Annotated in this window: 14 protein-coding genes and 2 tRNA genes; 9 read left to right on the top strand and 7 right to left on the bottom strand. The window is 61.9% G+C overall.

The genetic code is table 11. The features are described 5' to 3' along the window. Positions 1 to 217: 217 nt before the first annotated feature. From scfB to B5G03_RS14140, 4 genes are all read right to left on the bottom strand, one after another. Positions 218 to 1,597: a thioether cross-link-forming SCIFF peptide maturase gene (scfB, locus tag B5G03_RS14155; protein WP_087182330.1), complete on the bottom strand. Its 1,380-nt coding sequence runs from the start codon at positions 1,595 to 1,597 to the stop codon at positions 218 to 220. A 145-nt stretch (positions 1,598 to 1,742) separates the two neighbouring features. Continuing rightward, positions 1,743 to 1,895 carry a six-cysteine ranthipeptide SCIFF gene (gene scfA, locus B5G03_RS14150; RefSeq protein WP_087182329.1) on the bottom strand — a complete coding sequence of 51 codons (153 nt, stop codon included), beginning with the start codon at positions 1,893 to 1,895 and terminating at the stop codon, positions 1,743 to 1,745. 87 nt (positions 1,896 to 1,982) lie between these two features. Beyond that, on the bottom strand, positions 1,983 to 3,764 hold the full coding sequence (locus tag B5G03_RS14145) for a DUF6020 family protein (RefSeq protein ID WP_087182328.1): 1,782 nt from the start codon (positions 3,762 to 3,764) through the stop codon (positions 1,983 to 1,985). A gap of 4 nt (positions 3,765 to 3,768) precedes the next feature. Continuing rightward, complete coding sequence (locus B5G03_RS14140) at positions 3,769 to 5,238, bottom strand: aminotransferase class I/II-fold pyridoxal phosphate-dependent enzyme (protein WP_162613422.1); 1,470 nt, start codon at positions 5,236 to 5,238, stop codon at positions 3,769 to 3,771. A gap of 209 nt (positions 5,239 to 5,447) precedes the next feature. On the opposite strand from B5G03_RS14140, the gene B5G03_RS14135 reads away from it, so the two are divergent. The 6 genes from B5G03_RS14135 to B5G03_RS14110 all read left to right on the top strand — a co-directional run bounded on the left by B5G03_RS14135 (position 5,448) and on the right by B5G03_RS14110 (position 10,273). Further along, positions 5,448 to 6,092 (top strand): HdeD family acid-resistance protein, encoded by a 645-nt coding sequence (locus B5G03_RS14135; protein ID WP_087182326.1) that lies wholly within the window; start codon positions 5,448 to 5,450, stop codon positions 6,090 to 6,092. Between the two features lie 6 nt (positions 6,093 to 6,098). Further along, entirely contained in the window at positions 6,099 to 6,959 is an 861-nt protein-coding gene (locus B5G03_RS14130; RefSeq protein ID WP_087182325.1) for a CPBP family intramembrane glutamic endopeptidase, read from the top strand. A 22-nt stretch (positions 6,960 to 6,981) separates the two neighbouring features. Continuing rightward, complete coding sequence (locus B5G03_RS14125) at positions 6,982 to 7,452, top strand: nucleoside deaminase (RefSeq protein WP_087182324.1); 471 nt, start codon at positions 6,982 to 6,984, stop codon at positions 7,450 to 7,452. Then, a complete protein-coding gene (gene ymfI, locus B5G03_RS14120) occupies positions 7,449 to 8,177 on the top strand; it encodes an elongation factor P 5-aminopentanone reductase (RefSeq protein WP_087182323.1) in 729 nt (242 codons plus the stop codon). The genes B5G03_RS14125 and ymfI overlap by 4 nt, the downstream gene beginning before the upstream one ends. A 59-nt stretch (positions 8,178 to 8,236) precedes the next feature. Then, positions 8,237 to 8,962, top strand: coding sequence for a glycoside hydrolase family 25 protein (locus B5G03_RS14115; RefSeq protein ID WP_242962473.1), 726 nt, complete (start codon positions 8,237 to 8,239; stop codon positions 8,960 to 8,962). 111 nt (positions 8,963 to 9,073) lie between these two features. Beyond that, complete coding sequence (locus B5G03_RS14110; RefSeq protein WP_087182321.1) at positions 9,074 to 10,273, top strand: AI-2E family transporter; 1,200 nt, start codon at positions 9,074 to 9,076, stop codon at positions 10,271 to 10,273. A gap of 108 nt (positions 10,274 to 10,381) precedes the next feature. Here the strand turns inward: B5G03_RS14110 and trxA are convergent, their stop codons facing one another. From trxA to B5G03_RS14095, 3 genes are all read right to left on the bottom strand, one after another. After that, a complete protein-coding gene (trxA, locus tag B5G03_RS14105) occupies positions 10,382 to 10,693 on the bottom strand; it encodes a thioredoxin (protein ID WP_087182320.1) in 312 nt (103 codons plus the stop codon). A 141-nt stretch (positions 10,694 to 10,834) separates the two neighbouring features. Then, entirely contained in the window at positions 10,835 to 11,503 is a 669-nt protein-coding gene (locus B5G03_RS14100; RefSeq protein ID WP_087182319.1) for a Crp/Fnr family transcriptional regulator, read from the bottom strand. 96 nt (positions 11,504 to 11,599) lie between these two features. After that, a complete protein-coding gene (locus B5G03_RS14095) occupies positions 11,600 to 12,163 on the bottom strand; it encodes a manganese efflux pump MntP (protein ID WP_087182318.1) in 564 nt (187 codons plus the stop codon). A gap of 243 nt (positions 12,164 to 12,406) precedes the next feature. Between B5G03_RS14095 and B5G03_RS14090 the strand changes: the two genes are divergently transcribed. The 3 genes from B5G03_RS14090 to B5G03_RS14080 all read left to right on the top strand — a co-directional run bounded on the left by B5G03_RS14090 (position 12,407) and on the right by B5G03_RS14080 (position 20,012). After that, a tRNA-Gly gene (locus B5G03_RS14090) sits at positions 12,407 to 12,481 on the top strand. Between the two features lie 53 nt (positions 12,482 to 12,534). Then, positions 12,535 to 12,621, top strand: a tRNA-Leu gene (locus tag B5G03_RS14085). A gap of 611 nt (positions 12,622 to 13,232) precedes the next feature. Next, positions 13,233 to 20,012 (top strand): exo-alpha-sialidase, encoded by a 6,780-nt coding sequence (locus B5G03_RS14080; RefSeq protein WP_087182317.1) that lies wholly within the window; start codon positions 13,233 to 13,235, stop codon positions 20,010 to 20,012. Positions 20,013 to 20,122 lie beyond the last annotated feature (110 nt).

The raw sequence follows: 20,122 nt of genomic DNA, 5'->3' as shown, positions 1-20,122 counted from the left end.
GGCGTGGTATTGGGATACTTCTGTTATAACAAAAAATAGCCGCGGGTGTTTTGCGGCCGGCTTTCAGTTTTCATGCGATTTTCTTACGGCAAAGGCAAAAATCCCCCGGCAGCCATGCGCAGTGCGCAGCTGCCGGGGGATTTTGAACCTGTGAGGTCAGTTTTTCACCGGCTGTGTGCCGGATTGTGGAAAACTTCGTGGAAAGGCTGTGGAAAAATTACTTTTTCATGCCTGCCTCGGCCACCTTCATCATGATGGCGCATTCCATCCGCTTGCGGAACAGCTCGCAGCCGTACTCGTAAACGCCGGTGATGCTGCCGGTGGCGTGGTAGGCGTTGGCCGCGCAGCCGCCGGAGCAGTACAGCTTTGCCCAGCAGTCCTTGCAGCCGGGGCGGGCGTAGGCGTTGCACAGCTTGAACTCATCCCGCAGGGCGGTGTTGGTCACGCCGTCCCACACGTTGCCCATGCTGTACTTCGGGTCGCCCACGAACTGATGGCAGGGGAACAGCTCGCCCCAGGGGGTCACGGCCAGATACTCGGTGCCGCTGCCGCAGCCGGAGATGCGCTTGTAGATGCAGGGGCCGTGGTTCAGGTCGATCATGTAATGGTAGAAGGTGAAGCCCTTGCCCTCGCTCTCGCGGCGCAGCATCTCCTTGGCCAGGATCTCGTACTGCTCCATGATCTTGGGCAGGTCCTCCTCGGTGAGGGCGTAGGGGTCGCCGGGGGCGCAGACCACCGGCTCCATGCTCAGCTGGTCGAAGCCCAGGTCGGCCAGGTGGAAGATGTCGTTGGTGAAATCCACGTTGTTGTGGGTGAAGGTGCCGCGCACATAGTATTCCTTATCGCCGCGGGCTTTGGCGAACTTCTGGAACTTGGGCACGATGGTGTCGTAGCTGCCCTGACCGGCGTAGTTCTTGCGCAGCCGGTCGTGGACCTCCTTGCGGCCGTCGATGCTCATGACCACGTTGTTCATTTCCTTGTTGGCGAACTCGATGACCTCGTCGTCCACCAGAACGCCGTTGGTGGTCAGGGTGAAGCGGAACTTCTTGTTGTTGGGTTCCTCCAGGCTGCGGCCGTAGGCAACCAGCTGCTTGACCACATCCCAGTTCATCAGGGGCTCGCCGCCGAAGAAGTCCACCTCCAGGTTGCGGCGCTTGCCGCTGTTGGCCACCAGGAAGTCCAGAGCCTGCTTGCCCACCTCAAAGCTCATCAGAGCACGCTCACCGTGGTAGTTGCCCTGGCTGGCGAAGCAGTATTCGCAGTTCAGGTTGCAGGTGTGGGCCACATGCAGGCACATGGCCTTCACTTCAGTCACCCGCTTTTTGAAATCGAAGGCCATGTCGCCGTAGATGTCCTTGGCGAACAGCTTGCCGGCCTTCTCCAGCTCGGCGATGTCCTCGAGACACTGGCGCAGGTCGGCCTCGGTCACATCCTCACGGCCGGCGTATTTTTCCAGCATTTTGGCCACGATCTCGTCGGCGGGAGTGGTCTCGTACAGGCCGATCACGTCGTAGGCCACCTCGTCCACCACGTGGACCGAGCCGCTGAATACGTCCAGCACGATGTTGTATCCGTTGAGTTTATACTGATGGATCATGAAACGAAGGTTCCTTTCTGTAATGAATCTATCGAAAAAAGAAGGATCTATTCAAAAATCCGGCGGGGGCAGGCCCCGGCTGGATGAAAACGCAAAAAATACCGCCTGCGCACAATGCGGCAGGCGGTATGCTGCAAGGCAAGAATTACTTCTCGTCGTTCTTATGCTCGCACATCTGGTTAGCAACACCGCAGGAGGTTTTGCAGGCAGACTGGCAGGAAGTCTGGCATTCGCCGCAGCCGCCGGTCTGTACGCTCTTGGCCAGGTCGCGGGTCTCGAGAGTCTGAATCCGGTTCATCGATACGTCCCCCTTTCTATACCATAAATTTCCGGGAACCGGGCGGGAATGCCCGGTGCTTAAGAAACCTATAGAAACTTGCGTTTATTATACAATGGAAGCGGCCTTTTCGTCAATACCTACTTTGGCAGCCCCGACGGGGGCCAGCAGGGTGAACAGCGCGCATGGAATGAAGTAGGCGAAGGCCAGCAGGTAACGGATCTGCATATAATTGGGCGCGCCCACCACCAGACCGAACCACACCAGATACAGCGGCAGATAGGCCAGCAGCAGCCGGGCACGGAGGCGCAGCAGCTGTACCACACCGCACAAAAGCAGTCCCCAGGCCATGAGCGCGGGCGGAACGAACACCGCCCGGGCTTCCAGCTCGTCCCGCAGGCCAGCCCAGCCGGTGAGGCCCAGCACAATGTCCTTGCTGGTGATGCCGAAGGCTCCGTTGCTGCCCTCATAGGGGAAGGAATAGCTGCCGCCGTCAAACCGGGGGCTCACGTAGCCCGCCACCTCGGCCAGCCAGGCCTTCAGGTAGCTCTGCCAGTGGCCGGGCAGCAGCTGGGCCCACACCGAGAGCAGGTCCAGCTTGCCCTGGAGCGTGGCAAAATGCTCGGCGTTGAATTCCGAGCTGGTTTTCACCGGGTCCACCGTAATGGAGCTGTAGCTCTGAGCCATGGCCTCCACCGGAATCACTCGCCCGATGGTCTCAGCCTGCTGGGGGCTGAAGGCCTCCGGTTCCGAGGCGGCCATATAGGCCACCTGCTGCAGAGGCACCGCCCAGGCCTCGGCGGTGAGGGTGCTCTGCAAGCCCAGTGCGCCGTAAACCGGCCCGGTGATCAGCTTCACGCCGATCAGCACCGGCAGCAGCACAGTGAGAATGCGGCGGCGGGCCGGGCGTAAAGCGCATAGCGCAAGGCAGACCACCGCCGCGATGGGCCAGCCGTTGCCCCGCAGAAAGCACAGCAGCAGAGTGAGCATCACAAAATGAATCAGAGGGCCTTTCTGCCGCAGGTTTTCCCCCTTGCAGCGGGCGGTGTCGAACAAAAACAGGCAGTAGAGCAGCAGCACCCCGTTGAACAGCGGGTCCTTCCAGACTACCAGGCTCTGGAAGGCGTACATGGTGCAGCCGCCGAAGAGAGCAAAGCCCAGCCCCACGGCGATCAGTCCCGCGCCCCGCCGCCGCATCCAGACCAGGCTGTAGGCCAGCATGGCGGCCACGGCGGTCATCTGCAAAAAGCCGAACAGGTAAGCGCCCAGCTCCATCAGGCCCAGCTTGTAAAAGGGCCAGAGGATCAGCCGCAGCAGCAGAGTGTAAAGGATGGGGTGGGCGTCGTTCAGCCCGCCGTGAAAGGCCTGCTCCAGCAGCTGCACCGAATCCACGTCCAGCCGCACCGGGCCCCAGCACAAAAAGACCGGCAGCCAAAGCACCAGGATGATCCCGGTGTACAGCGCCAGCTGCCGCCACAGCGGCCCGGCGGGGGCGGTGGGGGAATCCGCGGCTGGCAAGTGGGCCAGAAAGCGGCACAGTCCCAGCAGAATGGGGAAACAAAGGGCGCTGAGCAGCACCCAGAATGCCAAAAAGGAAAGGTCAAACTGCATGGTTCCCGCCACCGCGTTCTGCCCTAACGTGAAAAAGCAGAACACCGTGCCCAGCACGCCGCAAGCAAGCCCCTCCCGGCGGGAGGGCCTGGCGCACAGCCCGCGCACCGCGCAGACAAAGCAGATACCCCAGAACAAACAGAAGGCGGGAGGGGACCACACCTGACAGGCCCAGAGCAGGAACAAGGCGCAGAACAGCCCGCTTATTACCCCGGCGGCAGGAACCATACGCCGGTGGCGGTTTACAAAGGTCTCCGCATAGGAAAAGCTGGATAACATGGGATCAATCTCCTTTGCTTAGATTGGAAGCAGCGGTCAATACCCGCAGCGCCCGGGGCATGGTGCCGCCGGTGCTGTGCAGCCGCACGCCTTGGCGGTTCAGCCGGGCGCAGCAGTCCAGAAAGACCCGATCCACACTCTCGCCGGGCACGATCAGCGGGATGCCCGGGGGATAGGCCCACACATATTCGGCGCTCACCCGGCCCTCACAGGCGGCAAGCGGTACCTCCTCAAAGGGCAGCTCCAGCGCCTGCGCCACCGGCAAAGCGGCGGGAGGCAAGGGCAGCGGCTCGGCCTCTGGCGGCATCGGGCAGGCGGCAAGGCTCTTGTCGATGGCGGTCAGCGCAGTGGCCAGCCGCAGCAGGTTCTCTTCGGTGTCGCCCAGGCCGGTCATGGCAATGGCCCAGTCGCCGCTGGCCATCTCCAGTTCAATGGAAAATTCCTCTCGCAGCCGAACCATCAGTCCGGGGCCGGTGAGAGCGGTTCCCCGGGTGGAGATCGCCAGCTTGCCCGGATCGTGGGCAAAAAGGCCGGGGTGCTGTTCCGGTGTGTCCGCCCCGTGGCAGAGCACCCGCAGCCGGCTCAGCCCGGCAATCGCCCGGTCAAAGGCGGCCAGCGCTGCCTGCCAGCGGGCAAACAGTTCGCCGCCCTTGCGTTCCAGAAGGTCCACGCAGCCATCCATGCTGGCCATCAGCAGATAGGAGGGGCTGCTGGTCTCGAAGATGCCCAGCTGGCGGGCCAGCGACTCAGCCGGAATCAAATTGCCCTGCTGGTGCAGAATGCCGGTCTGGGTCAGGCTGGGAAGGGTCTTGTGCAGACTCTGGACCACCACGTCTGCCCCGGCGGCCACCGCCCCGGTGGGCCAGCCGGGGGCAAGGCCCAGATGTGCGCCGTGAGCTTCGTCCACCAGTACCGGGACCCCGGCGGCGTGAGCGGCGGTGCAGATAGCGGCCAGGTCGCTGATCACGCCCTCATAGGTGGGGCTGGTGAGCACCAGCAGCTTTGCGTCCGGGTGGGCGTCCAAGGCGGCGCGCACCTGTTCCGGTGTGATGGAGGCCAGCACACCGAAGGATGCATCCACCGGCGGGGCCAGCCAGACCGGCACCGCGCCGCAAAGCTCCAGTGCGTGGTAGACGGATTTGTGACAGCCGCGGCTTAAAATTACCTTGCTGCCCCGGCCCACAGCGGCCCGGATACCGGCCAGGATGCCGCAGGTGCTGCCGTTTACCAGATAAAAGCTGCGCTGCGCACCCCACAGCCGGTCGGCCCGGTCCATGGAATCCTTTAGAATGCCTTCGGCCTCGTGCAGATCGTCAAAGCCGTGGATCTCGGTTATGTCATAGGCCGCGCCCAGAGCGGCCAGATAGGGAGCCAGGGCAGCATTCCGCTTGTGGCCGGGCATGTGCATGGGAGCGGGGCCGCCGGTGCTGTGGCAGGCCAGCGCTTCCAGAAGAGGAGGGAACGAGTCAGGCATGTGGAAATACTCCTTTAAGGCGGCACTTTCCAGTGGAAATGCCGCAGCATTTTTCCACTTTATCATACCACACTTACTCCGGCGGCGCAAAAAAGTTGGGATGTGCGCTATGCAACGGGAAACCGATCGTTTTTATGGTATAATAATCAAAAAAGTATCAAAACGGGCATTTCAAACACAGCATGCCCGTATGAAGTGAGGAATTTATTATGAAAAATTTCCGCAAGACTTTTCCCATCTCGTCGGTGGCGTTCATTCTGGTGGGCCTGGCACTGCTGCTCTGGCCGGAGGCATCCCTTCGGGTCGTGTGCGGGCTGTTCGGCCTGGTGATCCTGATGAAGGGTGTGGGCAGCATCTACAGCTTTTTGAAGGCCGAGGTACGGGGCTTCTTCAGCTACTTCGGCTGGCTGTTCGGCGCGGCTGCGGTGGCACTGGGCATCTTTCTGCTGATCCGGCCCCAGACCGTGGTGTCCATCCTGCCCATTCTGGTGGGCCTGTTCGTCATCATGGACGGCGTAATGCGGGTGCAGAGCGCCTTTGAGCTGCGGGCGGCGGGCTATGACCGCTGGTGGAGTCTGCTGATCCTGGCGCTGGTCAGCGTGGTGCTGGGCGCGGTGATGCTGTGGAATCCGTTCGGCACCGTGGAGTTGCTGGTCATGGCCATCGGCGTGATTCTGATGGTGGAGGGCGCATTGAATCTGGTTGGGTACATCTGGGCCGCGATCCAGCTGAAAGGCCTGAAAAAGGCCGCCCAGGATATGGCCGACCAGATGCAGGAGATGCTCACCGATTCCGCCTTTGACGATGCGGATGTGGTGGAGGCCGACTGGCGCGATCTGGACGACAAGCGTTAAAACGGCATGAAACGGACGCTTTCCAAACAGACGACGGAGCCGTTGACGCATGAATTGCAGCGGGCCGCCGCCCTATGCGGCCTGGCCGCGCTGGTCTATCTGGCGGCAGACTCTGCTCTGAGCGGGCTGCTGGGCCCATCGGTGGACAGCCTGTCCCCGGCGGCGGGCGAGCTGGTGGCGCTGGGCAAAAATCTGCTGGCACTGGCCGCTCCTCTGCTGGTGGCGCTGGCAAGTCCGCCCGGTGCCCCGGTGCTCCTCAAGCGGCCCCGGAGGGGAATGCTCCCGGCGCTGTTTCTTGTGTTCTGGGCGCTCACCATGGTGGGCAACCTGGCCAGCACCGGCCTGCGCGCCGTGCTGGGGGAAGCCGCGGGCGTGCAGCTGGCGGGCACTCCGGCCGGGCTGCTGTGGCTGCGGCTGGCGCTGGTTCCTGCGGTGGGTGAGGAGCTGCTCTTCCGCGGGCTGATGCAGGGCTATCTGCGCCCCTGGGGCGGCCGGGCGGCGGTATGGGGCCAGGCGGTGCTGTTCGCACTGCTGCACGGCGAGGCCCCGGCCTGCCTTTCTGCTTTGCTTTCCGGGCTGGCGCTGGGCCTTTGCGCCGAAACCAGCGGCAGCCTTTGGCCGGGTATGGCCTTTCATCTTTACAACAATACCCTGGCTCTGCTGGGGCAGACCGGTGCGGACCCGGCATGGGTCCAGCCGCTGCTGCTGTTCGGCCTGCCCGCCGCCGCGCTGGCGGTGTGGGCAATGAAGCCGAAGCTTGTGCCCCGCCTGCACGGCAATGGCGCGGGCATACTGGTTCGCTGCCCCGGCTACGGACTGGCGGCGGCGCTGCTGGCTGTGCAGATGCTGCACGCCACCTTTACATGATCTTTCACGAAGGAGAAACCCAATGACCGACGAAGAACTGATGGGCCTTGCCCTGGAGGAAGCCAAAAAAGCCGCCGCCCTGGGCGAGGTACCCGTGGGGGCGGTGGTGGCCAAGGACGGCGAGCCCATCGCCCTGGCCCACAACACCCGGGAGACCGAGAAGAACGCCCTTCACCACGCCGAGCTGCTGGCCATCGACGCGGCCTGCAAAAAGCTGGGCGGCTGGCGGCTGTGGCAATGTGAGCTGTTCGTGACGCTGGAGCCCTGCCCCATGTGCAGCGGCGCCATCATCAACAGCCGCATCAAGCGGGTGGTCTACGGCGCGAAGGATACCAAAGCGGGCTGCTGCGGCTCGCTGGTGGACCTGTTCGCCTACCCGTTCAATCACCATCCGGTGATCGAGAGCGGATTGCGGGAGCAGGAGGCCGCCGCCCTGCTTCAGGAGTTTTTTGCCATGCTGCGGCGTAAACGGGAGGAGAAAAAGGGAAAATGAGAGAAAAAACAGTGCTGGTCACCGGGGCAAGCCGGGGCATTGGCGCGGCGGTAGCCCGAGCCTTTGCCCATGCCGGATACCGGCTGGTTGTCAACTATAACACCAGCCGGGCTGAGGCTGAAACTCTGGCAGCCCAGTGGCCGGGCCGGATGCTGCCGGTGCAGGCAGACGTAGCCGACCGGGCACAGGTGGAGGCCATGTTCCGCCAGGTGGAAGAGGCCTTCGGCGGGGTGGACGTGCTGGTCTGCAACGCGGGCATTGCCCGGCAGGAGCTGTTCACCGACGTGACCCCGGAGGCCTGGCAGCGGATGCTGGACGTACACCTGAGCGGCGCGTTCCATTGCTGCCAGTGCGCGCTGCCCCACATGCTGCACCAGAAATGGGGACGCATCGTGACCGTGAGCTCCATGTGGGGGCAGGTGGGCGGCAGCTGCGAGGTGGCCTATTCCGCCGCTAAGGCAGGGCTGATCGGCCTGACCCGGGCCCTGGCCAAGGAGGAGGGCCCCAGCGGCATCACGGTAAACTGTGTGGCCCCCGGCGTGATCGAGACCGACATGATGGCCGCCTTTTCCGTCGAGGACAAGGCGGCCCTGGCAGAGGAGACGCCGCTGGGCAGTCTGGGCAGCCCGGAGCAGGTGGCGAAGGCCATCCTGTTTCTGGCCAGCGACGACGCGGACTACATCACCGGTCAGGTGCTGGGCGTGAACGGCGGCCTGGTGGTGTAAAAGCCGGGGCCGGAACGCTTTCCCTTTCTGCCGCATACAATGCGGGCAAGGAGGGGAGCATGATGACTGTATTCCAGGAAGGGATCGACGTATCCCGTTATCAGGGCGTGGTGGACTGGTCCGCCATGGCCGCGGCGGGCAAGGAGTTCGCTATTATCCGGGTGGGTTCCAGCAACCAGAGCGGGCCCTATGTGGACCCCTATTTTACCCGCAATGTGCAGGGGGCACACGCCGCCGGGCTGCGGGTTGGGGCGTATTTTTACACCTATGCCAAAACCGAAAGTGAGGTTATCCGGGAGCTGGATGTGTTCTTAAAGGCTCTGGAAGGCCACCGGCTGGAGTATCCGGTCTATGTGGACGCGGAGGACGCTTCGCTGGCCAGCCTGGGGCGGGACGCTGTGACCAGTCTGATCCAGTTTTCCATGGATGTGCTGGACCAGAAGGGCTGGTTCCCGGGCTATTACAGCTACACCGAATTTCTGCGCCGCTACATCAACACCCAGCAGCTGGCGGATTACCCCCTGTGGGTGGCCGATTACCGGGGCTATGTGGACTATGGCGGAAACTATGGCATGTGGCAGTATTCCTCGGTGGGGCAGGTCAGCGGCGTCAACGGCAACGTGGACCTGAACTACAGCTACAAGGACTATCTGCCGCTGATCCGGGCGGCGGGCAAGAACGGCTACCAGCCGGAGACCGACCCCGACGAGCCGGACTACTATGAGCTGTGGCGCGCGGCACAGGATAAGCTGGATCGGATTGCGCTGATCCTGGCCGAGGAATAAGGTTGCATCACCGGCAAAAACATGCTATCGTTAAGGCAATGCCGGGACGGGCCGCAGCAAGGCCGCCCCGGCTATGGAACAAGAAATTTATCCGCTGTTTAGGAGAATAATATGGAAAACAAAACTTTTTTGCGCAATGTACTGGGCATTGCCGCCTTCTGCATCCTGCTTTACTGGGGATTGCAGAATATGGACCGGGTGGGCAACTTCCTGGGCATGGTGGCTGGTCTGCTCATGCCCTTTCTGCTGGGTGCAGCCATGGCCTTCATCTTCAATGTGCCCATGCGCGCCATCGAGGGCCATCTGCCCCAAAAGCTGCAGCGGGCCCATCGGGGCATCTCGCTGGTGCTCACACTGGCCGCAGTGATCGGCGTGGTCATGTTGGTGTCGCTGCTGGTGCTGCCGCAGCTGCAAAATACCGTGCAGACCATTGCGGCCCGCATGCCCGCCTTCTGGGAGCAGGCTCAGGAGTGGGCCAACGAGCTGATGATCCGCTATCCTGAGCTGGCGGACTGGCTGAGCGAGGCCGGGAATCTGAACCTGCGCAACGTGACCCAGCAGGTGATGGATTGGCTGAAGAACGGCGGTCTTGCTCTGGTGGGCAACACGGTCACCGCCGCCACCGGCATCATCTCGGGTTTTGTGAACTTCTTCATTGCCTTCATCTTCGCCATCTACCTGCTGTTCCAGAAGGAGACGCTGAGCCGTCAGGGACGGATGCTCCTGTTTGCCTGGATGCGGCCGGAGCACGCGGAAAAGGTGCTGGAGGTGGTGCGGCTGGCCAACAAGACCTTCTCGAACTTTTTGTCCGGTCAGTGCCTGGAGGCCGGTATCCTGGGTGCGCTGTTCGCGGTGGGCATGCTGCTGTTCCGCATGCCTTATGTCCTGCTGATCAGTGTGCTGGTGGCGGTCACCGCGCTGATTCCGGTATTCGGCGCCTTCATCGGCTGCTTTGTGGGCGCGTTCCTGATTCTGATCCAGAACCCCATGCAGGCCGTGGTGTTCGTGATCCTGTTCCTGGTGATCCAGCAGATCGAAGGCAACCTGATCTACCCCCGCGTGGTGGGCAGCTCGGTGGGCCTGCCCTCGGTGTGGGTGCTGGCTGCGGTTACTCTGGGCGGCAGCACCTTCGGCGTGGTGGGTATGCTGGTGATGATCCCGCTGTGCTCGGTGCTTTACAGTCTGCTGCGCACCGCCACCCGGGAGCGTCTGCGCCGCCGCGGTGTGGAAAAGGCAAAGTATATGCTGGCGCCTGCCCAACAGGCCCCGAAGGCTCCGGCCCAGCCGCCGAAGACTTCAAAGAAAAAGTAAATCCGCAAGCATCAAAACGCCTGCCCGGGCAAAACAGCCGGGCAGGCGTTTTTTGTGCGCGCAAAAAAGAAAGCCGCCGGTTTCCACCAGCGGCTTTCGCGAATCAACTTATTTCAGTAGCTCTTCCACAGCGGCCTTGGGCTTCAGGCCCACGCTCTTGTTGGCGATGGCGCCGTTCTTGAACACCATCAGAGTGGGGATGCTCATCACGCCGAACTGCATGGCCAGCTCGGGGTTCTCGTCGATGTCGATCTTGCAGACCTTCACCTGACCAGCCTTCTCCTCGGCCAGCTCATCCACGATGGGAGCCATCATGCGGCAGGGACCGCACCAGGTCGCCCAGAAATCCACCAGAACGGGGGTGCTGCTCTGCAGGACCTCCTGCTCGAAGTTTGCTTTATTTACAGTTACAACGCTCATTTCATAACACTCCTTTTTATTTGAGGGGCTCCGCATTCGCTGCGGAGCAGTTCATCCATTGGCCTTAGTATACCAGCGCTGGGGCCGGTTATCCGTGATATAATCACCTTAATTATACCGGACTGGTGAAGGTTTGAAGACTCAGCGCAAACTGTCCTTTGCCACCTCGCGCAGCTTGTCCATGTCCAGCAGGGTAATACAGCCTCGGGCGATGAGTACCATCTTTTCGGTCTGGAAGTATTTGAGCATCCGGGTCACCACCTCCCGGGCGCTGCCCAGATGATGGGCAATCTCCTCGTGGGTCAGGCGAAGCTCGGTGGTGTCGTTCAGCTGGGCTTCTCCCACCAGGAAGGCGGCCAGGCGGCTGTCCAGATGCTTGTAGAGAATCTGGTCCAGCAGCCACATCACATCGGAAAAGCGGCTGGCAATCAGCTCGGTGGTGTAGTTGGCCACCGGGGCGGATTCCTGCATCAGCTTCTTATAGACCGGCGCGGGGATACGGTAGAGGACGCAGTCCTTTTCCGCCTGCACCGAGATGTCGAACTGCAGGCTGTTGAGCATGCAGTAGGCCGAGAGGATGCACACATCCCGCTCGAACAGACGGTACAGAGTGACCTCGCGCCCCTCTTCGGAAAAGGAGTACCCCCGCAGCTGGCCGTGTACCACAATCAGCGGGCCCACGCAGTCCTCGGAGCCGTTGTGCACCACCTCGCCCTTGCTCACGTGATGCAACGTCACGTTCTGGGCCAGAAACTGCTGCTGCTCGCGGGTGAGCTTGGGCCAAAAGGGAAGATATTCATAAAATTCCATCGGCGGGCCTCCCTGAGGTTACGGATTTTGTCAAAAAGACAAGAAGGATTATAAAACGATTATGCCACAAAACGAGGCGGGATGCAACGCCGCAGCTCAAAATGCCAGCAGGCCCAGATGCTCCAGCAGGATCTTGCAGCCCATCAGCACCAGAACGATGCCGCCCGCCAGTTCAGCGCGGGATTTGTAGCGGGCGCCGAACCGGTGGCCAATGGCCACGCCCACGGCGGACAGGCAGAAGGTGGTCACGCCGATGAAGCTTACAGCGGGCACGATGTCCACCGACAGGAAGGCGAAGGTCACACCCACAGCCAGCGCGTCGATGCTGGTGGCCACCGCCAGAGGCAGCATGGCCGCCGGGCTGAACTGGCAGTTCAGCTCCTCCGGCTCCGAGCGGGATTCCCGAATCATGTTCACACCGATGAACACCAGCAGGCCAAAAGCGATCCAGTGGTCCACGTTGGTGATGAATTGCTGGAACTGGGTGCCCAGCAGGTAGCCCACCAGGGGCATCAGTGCCTGGAAGCCGCCGAAGTACAGGCCGGTGATGGCGGCATGACGGGGCTTCAGGGCGGGAAGGCTCAGCCCCTTGCAGATGGAAACGGCGAACGCATCCATGGAAAGGCCGACTGCCAGAATAAACAGTTCGATCAGGCTCATAAATGAAAACTCCCTCGCAGAAAATTTGCCCGGCGGAGCAGCACACGGCTGCAGGGCCAGCCGGGGAATGCGCGGCTTGCAAAAAGCGCAGTAATATTAATTATAACATATATCTTTATGCCTCTCACCGGGCCCTGGAGAAAAAGCAGAAAAAATTTTTGAAAAATATTTTAAAAAAGGGCTTGCGTTTTCCAAAACACCGTGCTATAATACATTTCGCAGCCGACACGAGAGAGCTGATGCGCAGGTGTCGTACAACGGCTAGTACATCAGCCTTCCAAGCTGAGGACGTGGGTTCGACTCCCATCACCTGCTCCACAAAGCAGGCAAGGGGCAAGAGCTCCGGCTTGCTGGCTGCAACAACAGCATATGCGGATGTGGCGGAATTGGCAGACGCGCTAGATTCAGGTTCTAGTGGTAGCGATACCGTGGGGGTTCAAGTCCCTTCATCCGCACCAAAATCCCGAATGCGAAAGCATTCGGGATTTTTCCTTTTCGTCAGTCAAAGCCCCGGTCGTTCGACCGGGGCTTTTTCGTTTGTTTGCCGGCTGGTTCTACCCTGGAAAAAATCGAACAGGAGCGCAGCGGCCATCGCCAGAAAGGGCGCTCTTTCAGAGTTTTCTCTTCGGCTCGTCCCGGTTGGAGTGCTCAGAGGCAGCGATGCACAGCAAGAAAGCACAAGATAAATAAAGCACCAGGATGAACGATACAGCGAAAACAGACCACAAAACCGGGGAAACAAGAAGGATGATGCGGTGATAAATGTCGGCCCTGCGTTTTCTTAGAACATATGATCGGCAAAAAGGCAATATTCATACCAAACAAAAATCCATTGAAAAAATAGGCGTTTTGATGAAGAAAATTTTCATAATTTACACAAAAGGCTGAAAAATTTTTCCATTAATCCAAAAAGTGGAAAAATGGATATACATATCACTGAAAAATGCTATCATTGACGAGAAAATCTGTGCAATATGCAAATGAATGGACAGGAAAGGAGGAAGGCACAGAAACAGCGTTGCGCAAGGAATGAAAAGCAAACAGCGGAAAGGTTAAGGATAGCATGAGATTGAAACTGAAACGCATGGTGGCATTGCTGCTGGCAGTTTGTGTGATGGCCAGCACGGCGGCCCCTGTTTTTGCGGCGGACGAGCTGCCGCTGGAGCAGCCGACGGTGTCGACGGAGGAGACCGACGGAGAACTGCCTCTGCCCACCGAAGCACCCGCAGCAACCGAAACGCCTGCGGCTACCGAAGTGCCTGCAGAGACGGAAGCGCCCGCGGCAACCGAAGTGCCTGCGGCAACGGAAGTGCCTGCGGCCACGGAATCCCCCGCGGTAACCGAAACACCCGCTCCCACCGAAGCACCGGTGGCCACGGAAACTCCTGCTCCCACGGAAACGCCGGCGGTGAGCGAAGCGCCGGTGGCGGAGGATGGAGCGGACAAACTGGCCCAGACCAGAAAGGCTGCGCCCCAGATTCCGGGCTTTGAGCTGTACACCGGCGACGTCATCGACACGGCACAGCAGTACATCCTGGTGGCCCAGGATCAGCGGGAGGGAGAGACCGGCGTTTATGCGTTGTACCTCAGCGCGGACGGCGCGTCCACCAGCCCCGGAGCCTTGAAGGCCAAGGGCGCGGTGACCGCCCAGCTGACCCTGAGCGAGAACGGCGTCACCGCCGCCTGGCTCAAAAACGGCGAATCCCTCACGTTGGACCAGCTGCTGCTGGATGCAAAACAGAGTGAAGACGGCAAGGTTGCCTTTTCCAACAGCGTCACCGGTCAGTGGCTCAAGCTGGACGGCAGCATGACCGCTGCGGCTGAGAGCTTCTGCTCGGTCCAGAAAAAGGCGGACGGCTCCTACCTGCTGAAAAATGCAGCGAATAACCGGGTGCTGAGCTTCAACATCAACGGCGACGGCGGCAAGTTCACCAGTGCCCAGACCGACTTCTGGGGCCCGCAGGCCGAGACGGACTACAGCATCTATCTGTATGCCCGCCAGTCGGATGAAAACGCGCCTCAGATCCCCGGCTTCTCGCTGTACACCAGCAGTCAGCTGGATCTGAGCAAAGAGTATCTGATCGTGGCCCGCGGCAAGGACGAGGCCTACAAGGATGAGGTGTACGCGCTGTATCTGAGCGAGGAGGGCAAGAGCCTGAATCCTGGCTCCCTCAGCGGCGCGGATGGAACCGTGACCGCAAAGCTAACTTTGGCGGAAGGGGGCGTGCAGGCCTCTTGGCTGAAGGACGGCAGTTCCCTGGCTCTGGAGGACCTGACCCTGGTGGGCAGCACCATGGACGGCGGCTTCAGCCTGCAGAATGCCAAGAGCGGCAACTATCTGGCGCTGGCCGAGAGCAGCATGGTGGCGGATCAGGGGGTGAGCCTGGGTGTGGCCAAGGCGGGCGACGGCTGGCAGATCAGCGGCGCCAAGCGGGTGCTGGACTTTAACCGCAAGGGCGATACCACCCAGTACCCCAATAACATCACCGATTTCTGGGGTCCCCGCAGCCTGGCGGAGGGCAAGAGCTATACCCTGTGGCTCTACGCCCGGGACATCACCCTGAACGAGACCGACCTGAAGATCGACGGCTACACCCAGGCGCAGACCGACGTCCTGACCGACGGCGTTTATGCGGTGGTGGGCTATGACGAGGGCTTCCGGGTGCTTTCCACCAGCGGTGCGAACAACGCCAACGCGGCGGTGCGGGATGACCGGACCGGCAAGCTGACCAATACGGAAGAGGCGCTGGCTGGGGCGGACCTGTCGCTGACCAGCACCCAGGGCGGAGTGTATCTCACCGCCATGACCGAGAGCGGCCCGATTTATCTGGGCCTGGGCAGCGAAGGCGTGTTCCGCAGCGACGCCCCGGTGCTGCTCACCGTGACGAAGAATGAAAACAACACCTACACCCTCAGCGCAGGCGAAGCCAAGCTGGCGGTGGAGAACGGCGGCTTTACCGCCAATGCACAGGGCAGCCCGGTGCAGCTGTTCCTGAAAAAGGCCGAGCAGCCCGCCCTGGTGCGTACCAAGGCTGTGGTAGAGCAGGGCTATGCAGGCACCAGCCAGCTGGCAGTGACCGGCGGCGCCGAATGGATCTACACCGACGCCCAGGGCGCGCACCCGGCAAAGGTGGAGTGGGCCCTGACCGAAAATCCGGACGGCGCGTTCCGGCTGGAAAATGGTGTGCTCACCGCGCTCAAGGCCAGCGGCGCCGGCACGGCGGCCGGCAAGCTGGTTTACACCCAGGACAAAACGGTGGAGCTGGGAACCGTGGCCCTGACTGCCTGCGGTCCGGAGAAAGCCATCACCGGCACCACCCAGGGCCAGCCCTTTGTGAACGGCGAGCCGGACGGCGGCAACGGCAAAAACTACCGCATCCCCTCGCTGACCACCCTGGACAACGGCTGGATGGTGGCTGCGGCGGATATGCGCTGGCAGACCACTGCCGACTCCCCCCAGAACCTGGATACCATCGTGAGTGTCTCCAAGGACGGCGGCGCCACCTGGAGCTATGAGATCGTAAACTATTTTGACGACCAGGCCAACAGCGCCACCAGCCAGGCCAGCGCCTCCTTCATCGACCCCTCCATGGTGCAGGGGCCGGATGGTAAGCTGTACATGGTGGTGGATGCCTGTCCCTCCTATGCGGGCCTGATGTACGGCAACCGCATGGGCAATCAGAGCAGCGGCTTTGACGAGCAGGGCCGCATGCTGGTGGCCCTTGCCGGCGAGAACGGCGACGCTCCCAAGGAAAAGAGTGCCTACACCTACCGGGTGGATCTGAACGCTGAACCTGCCCGGGTCACCGTGCAGGGCCAGGAGCTGAAGCTGTATCCCATCACCACCGAGAGCGGCGAAGCCACCGGCCAGTGGGTGAATGCGGAGCTGGATCTGTTCGCCTGGGACGGCGCGTCCGGTCCGGTGGAGAAGGTGATGCGGGAGCAGCTGAGCAGCAGCGAGATGGTACAGACCAACCTGTTCTACCGCAGCAGCGCCTGGAAGGCCTATCCTGTGTTCTACATCATGCTGCGCAGCGCCGAGGTAACGGCGGATGGCCTGGTGTGGGGCGAGCCCACCTTCCTGGATATCAAGTACACCGAGAATGAGTCCTTCACCGGCGTGTGCCCCGGCCGTGGTCTGGTGACCACCGTGGAGGGCAAGCAGCGCATCGTATTCCCCCTGTACGACAACGCCACCGGTCAGGAGTACGCCAGCGTGATCTACAGCGACGACAACGGCGCAACCTGGACCCGCGGTGACCGGGTGAACAATCTGGCCAGCGGCAGCAAGACCAGTGAGTCTCAGGTGGTGAACCTGCCGGACGGCGGCATGCGCATTTTCTGCCGCAACCTGGGCGGCCAGATCACCTTCGCCGACAGCTACGACGGCGGCGCGACCTGGGGCCAGGCCACTGCGGACAGCGCCCTGAACTACACCTCCAACTGCATGGTGTCCTTCATCAATGCGGCCGGTTATGCCAAGAGCCCGGAGGGCAAGGTCTACGGCAATCTGATCATTGCCTCCTACCCGGCGGGCGGCGGACGTACCGACGGCGTGATCCGTGTGGGCTCCATGAACGACACCGGCACCATCACCTGGCTGAACGATGCCCAGGTGGATTTTGCGGGCCGGTACCAGTATTCCTGCCTGACCCAGAAGAAGGGCGACGCGCTGGGCCTGCTGTTTGAGTCCGGCACCGCCGGCCCCGGCAGCACCGAAAACGGCGGCGCGGGCGGCATCTATTACACCGATCTGACCATCACCGGCATGCTGGGCGAGGGCTGGAGCTATCTGGCCAGCTACGACGGCCCGGTGGAGGGCGGCTATTCCGGCGTGACCCAGGACCAGCCCTATATCCCGAACGAGACCGGTTCCAGCCGCCGGTTCCGCATTCCCGCCATGATCACGCTGGACAACGGCTGGATTCTGAGCGCGGCGGACGCCCGCTGGGGCTCCACCATGGACGCGGCCAACAACCTGGACGGACTGGTCAGCTTGTCCAAGGACGGCGGCAAGACCTGGGAGTGGCAGATGATCAACCACTTTGCCGACTTCCCGGACCAGACTCCCGGCGCTTACCGGAAGAGTGCCTCTTTCATCGACCCGGCGCTGATCCAGAGTGAGGACGGCACCATCTACATGGTGGTGGACGCCTGCCCGGCCTATTCCGGCCTGCAGAACGGCGGCACCGCCGGCAAGGAAAGCACCGGCTTTGACGCAAACGGCAATCTGGTGATCGCCAAGGGCGAGGCCGGTTCCATCGCCTCCACCAAGGCGGCGGATTACACCTACTACATCGATTCCAAGGACCCCCAGACCAAGGTGGTGGAGGGCCAGAACCGGACCCTCTATCCCATCAAGGACGCGTCCGGTGCGCTCACCGGCGCCTGGGTGGACGCGGAATACAACCTGTACGAGACCAGCGGCAATGCGGTCGTGAAGTCTCTGTGCAAGCAGGAAATCAGCGGCAAGACCGTGCAGAACAACGTGTTCTACAGCCAGTCGGAATGGAAGATCTATCCCACCTTCCACATCTGGCTGCGCACCGGCACCGTGACCGGAACGGGCATCCAGTGGAGCGAGCCCCAGATCCTGAACGTGAAGCAGCCGGGCGAGGGCTTTGTGGGCGTGTGCCCCGGCCGCGGCCTGACCGTGGGGCTGGGCGAGAACGGCACCGAGCGGGTGCTGTTCCAGGTCTACGACAACGCCACCGGCCAGGAGCGGGCCAGCGTCATCTACACCGATGACGGCGGCGCCACCTGGCAGCGTGGTCAGCATGTGACCAACAACGTGGGCAAGACCAGCGAGTCCCAGACCGTTCTGCTGCCGGACGGCGGCATCCGCATGTATTCCCGCAACAACATCGGTACCATCAGCTATGCCGACAGCTACGACGGCGGCGTGACCTGGGGTCCCTCCTACAAGGATGAGGCGCTGAGCTATGTGGGCAACTGCATGGTGTCCTTCATCAATGTGGACGGCGCTCTGGTAGACGCGGAAGGAAACGTGTACGGCAACCTGATCGCCGCATCCTATCCCAAGGGCAGCGGACGGAACAATGGCGTGCTGCGCATCGGCAGCATCGACGCGGCCACCAATCAGGTGACCTGGCTGAACCCGGCGGATGTGAAATACCCCGGCAGCTACCTGTATTCCTGCCTGACCCAGCTGGAGGGCGAAGCCCTGGGCCTGCTGTATGAAAAGGAAGATACCAGCTATGGCGTCGGCTACATCCTGTATGATTCCTTTGCAATGACCGATCTGCTGGGTGAGGGCTGGAGCTATCTGGCCCAGGCCCCGCAGCTGACCCTGAACACTGGCGACATTGCCTGTGACGCGGGCGATGCCGTCCAGGTGAGCGCCAGCGCGGCGGGTATCCCGCAGGATGCCCGGCTACAGTGGAGCCTGACCAGCGACAAGGAAACCGCTGTGGCTGCGCTGGACAAGACCGAGAGCGGCGCGGGCGAGACTGTGACCCTGACCGCTCAGGCAGCGGGTAAGGGTACTTTGACCGTGACCGCGCAGGTGAAGATGGAAGACAAGACCCTCACCCTGCAGGACAGCGTCCGGGTCTATGTGTCCGACGAGAACACCGTGACCCTGCCGGATGAATTTGAAAACGGCGGCGTGATCGAGGGTGTGGCCCGTGGAGAGAACCCGCTGCTGAAGGTACAGACCGCCATTGAGGACGGCGTGTATGCCATCGTGGCCGGGGGCAAGGCACTGTACTCCAGCGCCACCGGCACTGCCGCCGACCAGGTGGACGTGAGCGATGAAGCGGGTGAGCTGAATCTGAACACCGGCTTTGACGCCAACACCCAGCTGTGGAAGCTGGCCAAAACCGGGCAGGGCTATACCCTGGAAAGCATGGCCCGGCCCGGCTGGTACCTGGCTGTGGAGGGCGAGACCGGGGGCAACTATCCTCCGCTCAAGGAAACTCCCACCTGTTTTGCCATCACCGGCGACGGGGAAGGCGGCTACCGGATCAGCACCCTGCTGGACGGCACCGAGTACTTCCTGAGCCAGACCGGCAAGTTCTGCATCACCGCAGGCAGCGGCAGCGAAATGGCCATGTACCGCCAGTTTGCTCTGCAGGCAGGCGAAAGCTATTACCGCACCAATGCCACAGGCCTGAAAAAGATGATCGCGTTCCTGGAAGAGCTGGACGAGAGCCTGTACACCCCGGCCAGCTGGGACCGGATGCAGCAGAAGAAGGACAAGGCGGAGCAGGCTGCCGCGCTGGACGGCACGCTGTTTGTGGAATCCGCCGCCCGGTCCGCTTCCGCCCAGACCCAGGCTCAGCAGAGCCAGGAAGCCATCAACGGAGCCACGAGCGAGCTGTTCCGGGCTGTGCGCAGTCTGGAAAAGAAGGCAGATGCACGCTACACCGTGACCTTCCGGATCACCGGCGAGTATTTTGCCGAGGAAAGCTTTGCCACCCTGCAGTATAAGGCAGGCGAGAAGATCGCCGCACCCGTCGCGCCGGCGCATGAGGGCTACACCTTCAGCGGCTGGCAGAACCTGCCCGAGACCATGCCGGAGCGGAATTTGGTGGTGACCGGCTCTTATACCAAGGATGCCGGTGAACCGGAGCAGCCGGAGGAGACCCCCACCCCGACGCCGGTGCCCACCCCTGTGCCCACTCCCACGCCCGACCCGGGCCAGGGCGGTGGTGATCAGGGCGGCCAGAGCGGCAGCGGCTCCACCGCGGCGCCGTCTGCCACGGCTGCACCCACAGGTACCGCATCTGCCCAGACCGGCGACAGCCTTTGGCCGGTGGCTGCTCTGAGCGGTCTGGCGCTGAGCAGCGCTGCCGCATTGGTGCTGCTGCGCCGCAAGCAGGGTTGAACACGGCCTGAGCCCAGCCTGTAATTCCATTCAAAATGCCCCGGCGGCCCCCTTCCCATGGGAGGGGGCCGCCGGGGTTTGTTTGCTTTGGCGAAAAGAAAAGCCAAAAG

Origin of the sequence: Gemmiger sp. An50, from assembly GCF_002161595.1 — a bacterium.
GTDB lineage: Bacteria > Bacillota > Clostridia > Oscillospirales > Ruminococcaceae > Allofournierella.
The sequence above is the reverse complement of the archived record's forward strand: the minus strand, read 5'-3'. Positions and strand labels throughout refer to the sequence as shown.

Coding starts and splice junctions, on each gene's coding strand:
- scfB (WP_087182330.1), bottom strand. CDS start 1,597: ATGATCCATCAGTATAAACTCAACGGATACAACATCGTGCTGGACGTA.
- scfA (WP_087182329.1), bottom strand. CDS start 1,895: ATGAACCGGATTCAGACTCTCGAGACCCGCGACCTGGCCAAGAGCGTA.
- B5G03_RS14145 (WP_087182328.1), bottom strand. CDS start 3,764: ATGTTATCCAGCTTTTCCTATGCGGAGACCTTTGTAAACCGCCACCGG.
- B5G03_RS14140 (WP_162613422.1), bottom strand. CDS start 5,238: ATGCCTGACTCGTTCCCTCCTCTTCTGGAAGCGCTGGCCTGCCACAGC.
- B5G03_RS14135 (WP_087182326.1), top strand. CDS start 5,448: ATGAAAAATTTCCGCAAGACTTTTCCCATCTCGTCGGTGGCGTTCATT.
- B5G03_RS14130 (WP_087182325.1), top strand. CDS start 6,099: ATGAAACGGACGCTTTCCAAACAGACGACGGAGCCGTTGACGCATGAA.
- B5G03_RS14125 (WP_087182324.1), top strand. CDS start 6,982: ATGACCGACGAAGAACTGATGGGCCTTGCCCTGGAGGAAGCCAAAAAA.
- ymfI (WP_087182323.1), top strand. CDS start 7,449: ATGAGAGAAAAAACAGTGCTGGTCACCGGGGCAAGCCGGGGCATTGGC.
- B5G03_RS14115 (WP_242962473.1), top strand. CDS start 8,237: ATGATGACTGTATTCCAGGAAGGGATCGACGTATCCCGTTATCAGGGC.
- B5G03_RS14110 (WP_087182321.1), top strand. CDS start 9,074: ATGGAAAACAAAACTTTTTTGCGCAATGTACTGGGCATTGCCGCCTTC.
- trxA (WP_087182320.1), bottom strand. CDS start 10,693: ATGAGCGTTGTAACTGTAAATAAAGCAAACTTCGAGCAGGAGGTCCTG.
- B5G03_RS14100 (WP_087182319.1), bottom strand. CDS start 11,503: ATGGAATTTTATGAATATCTTCCCTTTTGGCCCAAGCTCACCCGCGAG.
- B5G03_RS14095 (WP_087182318.1), bottom strand. CDS start 12,163: ATGAGCCTGATCGAACTGTTTATTCTGGCAGTCGGCCTTTCCATGGAT.